Origin of the sequence: Streptomyces sp. SP18BB07 (assembly GCF_036322545.1) — a bacterium.
In the GTDB taxonomy this organism is placed as follows: Bacteria; Actinomycetota; Actinomycetes; order Streptomycetales; family Streptomycetaceae; genus Streptomyces; species Streptomyces deccanensis.
The window spans coordinates 1-4,867 of sequence record NZ_JAQYWT010000014.1; the positions used below are offsets into that span (position 1 = coordinate 1).

At 70.3% G+C, this 4,867-nt stretch carries 4 protein-coding genes and 1 pseudogene; all 5 read right to left on the minus strand.

Annotated elements, in window-relative coordinates:
- Positions 1-651, minus strand: a 651-nt coding sequence (locus PUR53_RS00040) for an aromatic ring-hydroxylating oxygenase subunit alpha (protein ID WP_329895292.1), incomplete at its 3' end; no start/stop codon positions are given.
- Between the two features lie 130 nt (positions 652-781).
- The gene (locus tag PUR53_RS00045) at positions 782-1,945 is read right to left on the minus strand and encodes an NAD(P)/FAD-dependent oxidoreductase (protein WP_329906937.1); all 1,164 of its coding nucleotides are present in this window, start codon (positions 1,943-1,945) and stop codon (positions 782-784) included.
- Positions 1,942-2,304, minus strand: coding sequence for a bifunctional 3-phenylpropionate/cinnamic acid dioxygenase ferredoxin subunit (locus PUR53_RS00050; RefSeq protein ID WP_239759601.1), 363 nt, complete (start codon positions 2,302-2,304; stop codon positions 1,942-1,944). Before PUR53_RS00050 ends, PUR53_RS00045 begins: the two co-directional genes overlap by 4 nt.
- A gap of 217 nt (positions 2,305-2,521) precedes the next feature.
- On the minus strand, positions 2,522-4,279 hold the full coding sequence (locus PUR53_RS00055; RefSeq protein WP_329906939.1) for a BCCT family transporter: 1,758 nt from the start codon (positions 4,277-4,279) through the stop codon (positions 2,522-2,524).
- A 314-nt stretch (positions 4,280-4,593) separates the two neighbouring features.
- Positions 4,594-4,867 (minus strand): annotated as a pseudogene (locus tag PUR53_RS00060) (S-(hydroxymethyl)mycothiol dehydrogenase); the annotation flags it as partial.

Consider the following 4,867-nt stretch of genomic DNA (forward strand, 5'->3'; position numbering starts at 1 on the left):
CTCGGTCAGTTCGGGATGGATCGTGGCGCAGTGGTAGCACTCCATGAAGTTCTCGATGATCAGCTTCCAGTTCGCCTGCACGTCGTACGTGATCCGGCGACCGACGGAGAGGCTGTCGATGTCGTAGCGCTCGATCGACTCGACGTCGCCGAGGCGGGCGATCACCTCACCGATGACGTCCTCCTCGAAGGACGGCGGGTTCTCCGCGAGACAGACCCAGACATAACCGAGCCATTCCCGTACGGCGACGCTCACCAGTCCGTACTCGGTACGGCCCACGTCGGGCATCTTGGTGAGGTTGGGCGCCGCGACGAGCTTACCGTCCAGGCCGTACGTCCAGGCGTGGTACGGGCATTGGAAGGCCCGCTTGACCTCGCCGGACTCCTCGGTGCAGAGCTTGGCCCCCCGGTGCCGACAGACGTTGAAGTACGCGCGGATCGAGTGGTCCCGGGCCCGGGTGACGAGGATGCTCTCGCGGCCCACGTCGACGGTGCGGAAGGCGCCGGGCTTCGCCAGCTCGGAGGCGCGGGCGACACAGAACCACATGGTCTCGAAGATGTGCTCCTGCTCCTGGGCGAAGACCACCGGATCCGTGTAGGAGGAGCCGGGAAGAGTGGCGATCAGGCTGTCGGGCAGACCGGTCGAGGTCACGGGGCACTCCTCGGGGAACGTCGCGGAGGGGTCAGGCGGGCGCCCGGAGGGACGACTCCGGTCGGCGTTGTGTATGGAGGAACGCTGCGCGCTGTGGGCAACCGCAGCATGGGGTGACGCCGGGGTGGTGTCAAGATGTGGCGGCGGCCAGTTCCTTGCGCACCCTCATGAACAGCCGTGGCTGGTTCATCCCGAGCACGGCGACCGGCCGACCGGCCCGCCGGTAGACGGCGAGGACGTCGCGGTCGTCGGCCGCGCCCGCCTCGACGGTGACGCTGTCGGCCTCGGCCGCGTGGCCGGCGAACTGGATGCGGACGCCGTACTGGTCGGACCAGAAGTACGGCGGCCTGGGCACGCCCGGCTCGACCGCGCCCCCCGCCAGCAGCGTGGCGACGGCGGCCTCCGGGCGCTCGCGCGCGCCGGTCCAGTGCTCCACGCGGCGGTGGTGGCCCGCGCGGGGGTCGTACCAGTTGGCGCAGTCGCCGACCGCGACCACACCGGCGAGGCTGGTGCGCCCGTCAGCGCCGCACTTCACCCCGTTGTCCAGCGCGATGCCGGAGCCCGCGAGCCACTCGACGCAGGGGCGGGCCCCGACACCGACGACGACGATGTCGGCGGGGACGCTACGGCCGTCCTCCAGCAGGACGGCGTCGACCCGGTGCTCGCCGCTCAGTCCCTTGACCCCCACGCCGCACAACAGCCGTACGCCGTGGTCGGCGTGGAGGCCGGAGACGACGGCGCCCATGGTGGCGCCGAGCGGTCCGGCGAGCGGCGTCGCGGCCGCCTCCACGACGGTCACCTCAAGGCCCAGGGCGTACGCGGTGGAGGCGACCTCGGCGCCGATGAACCCACCGCCGATCACCACCAGGCGTCCACCGCGGGCCAGTTCGTCCCGCAGGGCGCGGGCGTCGTCCAGGGTGCGCAGGGTGTGCACTCCGGCGAGGCCGTCGGAGCCGGGCAGGGCTCGCGCCACGGCGCCGGTGGCGATGACGAAGCCGTCGGCCCGCACCTCACGCCCGTCGGCGAGGCGGACGGCGCGCGCGGTGTGGTCGAGCGCGGTGGCGCGGGTGCCGAGCAGCCAGTCGGCCGCCAGGTCCTCGTCCTCCGTCTCCAGGGCGAGTTCGGCCTCGCCGAGGGTGCCGGCCAGGAACTCCTTGGAGAGCGGGGGCCGGTCGTAGGGCCGGTGCGGCTCGTCGCCGATGACGACCAGGCGGCCGTCGAAGCCCTGCTTGCGCAGGCAGCGTGCCGCCGAGAGGCCGGCGAGGGAGGCGCCGACCACGGCGACGGTCCTCACGCGGGACCCCCGGCGAGCCGGGCGGAGATGCAGGGCGGCAGGTTGGGGGCGTCCGTGGAGAGCCGGACGTAGATCATGCCGTCCTCGACGACGACCTCGTGCGTCCGGACCGGCAGCTTGGCCGGCGGGGAGTCGACGGCGCCGGTGCGCAGGTCGAACTTGGAGGCATGCAGCGGGCATTCCACCTCGCAGCCCTCGAGCCAGCCGTCGGCGAGCGAGGCGTCCTGATGGGTGCAGGTGTCGTCGATGGCGTAGACCTCGCCGTCGTCGGTGTGGAACACCGACACCGGCGGGTCGGTGTCGAGCCGGAAGGCCTCACCTCGCGGGAGATCCGCGAGGCGGCACGCGGGAATCATCATGACACCTCGGGTGCGTATAACGAAACGGTTTGCGGTAAGCGCAACATCAGTCTGGGGTCGCCCAGAACCCTTGTCAAGGCATCCAGGAGCCCCTCCGGGTCACTTCACGGCGTTGCGGTATCCAAAACTCACCTCACATAGAACAACAACAGCCCGACGGGGGCGTGGACCGCGCAGGGCGGTGCCACGACCCCGCCGGGCGGCGGGTGAGCCGGTCTCAGACGGCGGAGGTGGTGGACTGCGCGGACTCCTCGGTCCGCTCGGGCCGTTCGGGCTGCGTCCCGTCCGTGGACGCGGCGGGGCCGATACGGAGTTCGAAGTCCCCGTCGTACTTCTCGTGGCCGGCGATGACGGCCGTCTCGATGGCCTCCTTGCCCATGCGCCCGCGGATGATGAGCGGATCACGGCGCAGATCCCGGTTGAGCGCGACGCACAACCCGATCATCACCAGGGTGAAGGGGGCCGCCGCGAGAATGGTCAGGTTCTGCAGCCCGGTGAGCGCGTCGCCCTTGCCGCCGCCGATGAGCAGCATGACGGCGGCGACGGCCCCCGTCAGCACGCCCCAGAACACCACGACGCCCCGGGAGGGTTCGAGGGACCCACGCTGCGAGAGCGTCCCCATCACGATGGAGGCGGCGTCGGCGCCGGAGACGAAGAAGATGCCGACGAGGACCATGACGACGACGCACGTCACCGTGGCGACCGGGTACTGCTGGAGTACGTCGAAGAGCTGCCCCTGGGCGGTCGCCGCGTCGTTGAGACGACCCGACTTCTGGAGGTGCATCGCCGAGCCGCCGAAGACCGCGAACCAGAGCAGGCTGACGCTGCTGGGAACCAGGATGACGCCACCGACGAACTGCCGGACGGTGCGGCCGCGGCTGATGCGTGCGATGAACATGCCGACGAACGGCGTCCAGGAGATCCACCACGCCCAGTAGAAGACCGTCCAGCCGGCCAGCCAGTCGGCGACACCCTCGCCGCTCGACGCCTCGGTGCGGCCCGCCATCTGGGCCAGGTCGCCGAAGAAGGCACCGACGGAGGTGGGCAGCAGATCGAGGATGAAGATGGTCGGGCCGACGAGGAAGACGAAGAGGGCGAGCCCCACCGCCAGCACCATGTTGGTGTTGGACAGCCACTGGATGCCCTTCTCGATCCCGGACGCCGCCGAGGCGACGAACGCCACGGTCAGCACCGCGATCACGACGACCAGCAGTCCGGTGCCGACCGACCCCAGCCAGCCCAGTCCCGTGAAGCCGCTGCCGATCTGGAGGGCGCCGAGCCCCAGGGACGCCGCCGAGCCGAAGAGGGTGGCGAAGATGGCGAGGATGTCGATGGCCCGACCGGGCCAGCCGTTCACCCGCTTCTCACCGAGCAACGGCGTGAACACCGCGCTGATCAGCTGCCGGCGTCCGCGCCGGAAGGTGCTGTAGGCGATGGCGAGACCCACGACCGCGTACATCGCCCACGGGTGGAGCGTCCAGTGGAAGAGGGTGGTGGCCATGGCGGTCTCCATGGCCTGGTTGGCATCGGCCGGGTCGGTGCCCGGCGGTGGCGTGACGAAGTGGGAGAGCGGCTCGCTCACTCCGTAGAACATCAGGCCGATGCCCATGCCCGCACTGAACATCATGGCGATCCACGAGACGGTGCGGAACTCCGGCTCCTCCCCCTCCTTTCCGAGGGTGATCCGCCCGTAGCGGCTCATCGCGAGCCAGAGGGCGAAGACCACGAAGCCCGAGGCGGCGAGGACGAAGGCCCAGCCGCCGTTGCGGATCGTCCCGTCCAGCAGCTTCCCGGACACGCTCTCCAGCGAGTCCGTCGCGGTGGCTCCCCACACGACGAAGGCCAGGGTGAGGGCCGCGGCGACACCGAAGACGACGAGGTCGGTCCGGGGGTGGGCGGCGGCCGCACCGATTCCCGGCAGTTCCTCCCCGACGGGATGACCTGGACTCCCGTTCTGTTCGCGGGTACTGCTCATCGGCTCGTCCTTTCCACAGACGGCAGGGGACGCTCGCTGTCGCGGACGGAGGTTGCGCGACCGAGCAAGTAAGGCGGCATGGGGGCGAAGGGGTGTGGCCGCCATCCGAATCCGGTTGCGGATGATGCACTGGGATTCACTATGGGCAACACAATCTGCCGCCTCAGAGAGGGTGTCAAGGGGCGCGTCGCAGAAGGTTCTCCCTTGAACACCCTTCTCCAGAGCACACGAGCCGTGGTCGGGGGGCATCCCCCGACCACGGCTCGTCCGTACTCGCCGCGGCTACGCCTGCGCGGCCGCGGGCTGCTCGGCCGTCAGAGAACCACCACCGAGCGCAGGACGTCGCCGCCGTGCATCCGCTCGAAGGCCTTCTCGACCTCGTCGAGCGCGATGGTCTCCGTGACGAAGGTGTCCAGGTCCAGACGGTTCTGGAGGTAGAGATCGATGAGCATGGGGAAGTCGCGGTCGGGCAGGCAGTCGCCGTACCAGGAGGACTTCAGGGCGCCGCCGCGGCCGAAGACGTCGAGGAGGGGCAGTTCGAGCTTCATCTCCGGAGTGGGGACACCGACGAGAACGACCGTCCCGGCC

What these genes read in the sequence shown, in the direction of transcription:
- PUR53_RS00050 (WP_239759601.1), bottom strand. Translation starts at nt 2,304, where the DNA reads ATGATGATTCCCGCGTGCCGCCTCGCGGATCTCCCGCGAGGTGAGGCC.
- PUR53_RS00055 (WP_329906939.1), bottom strand. Translation starts at nt 4,279, where the DNA reads ATGAGCAGTACCCGCGAACAGAACGGGAGTCCAGGTCATCCCGTCGGG.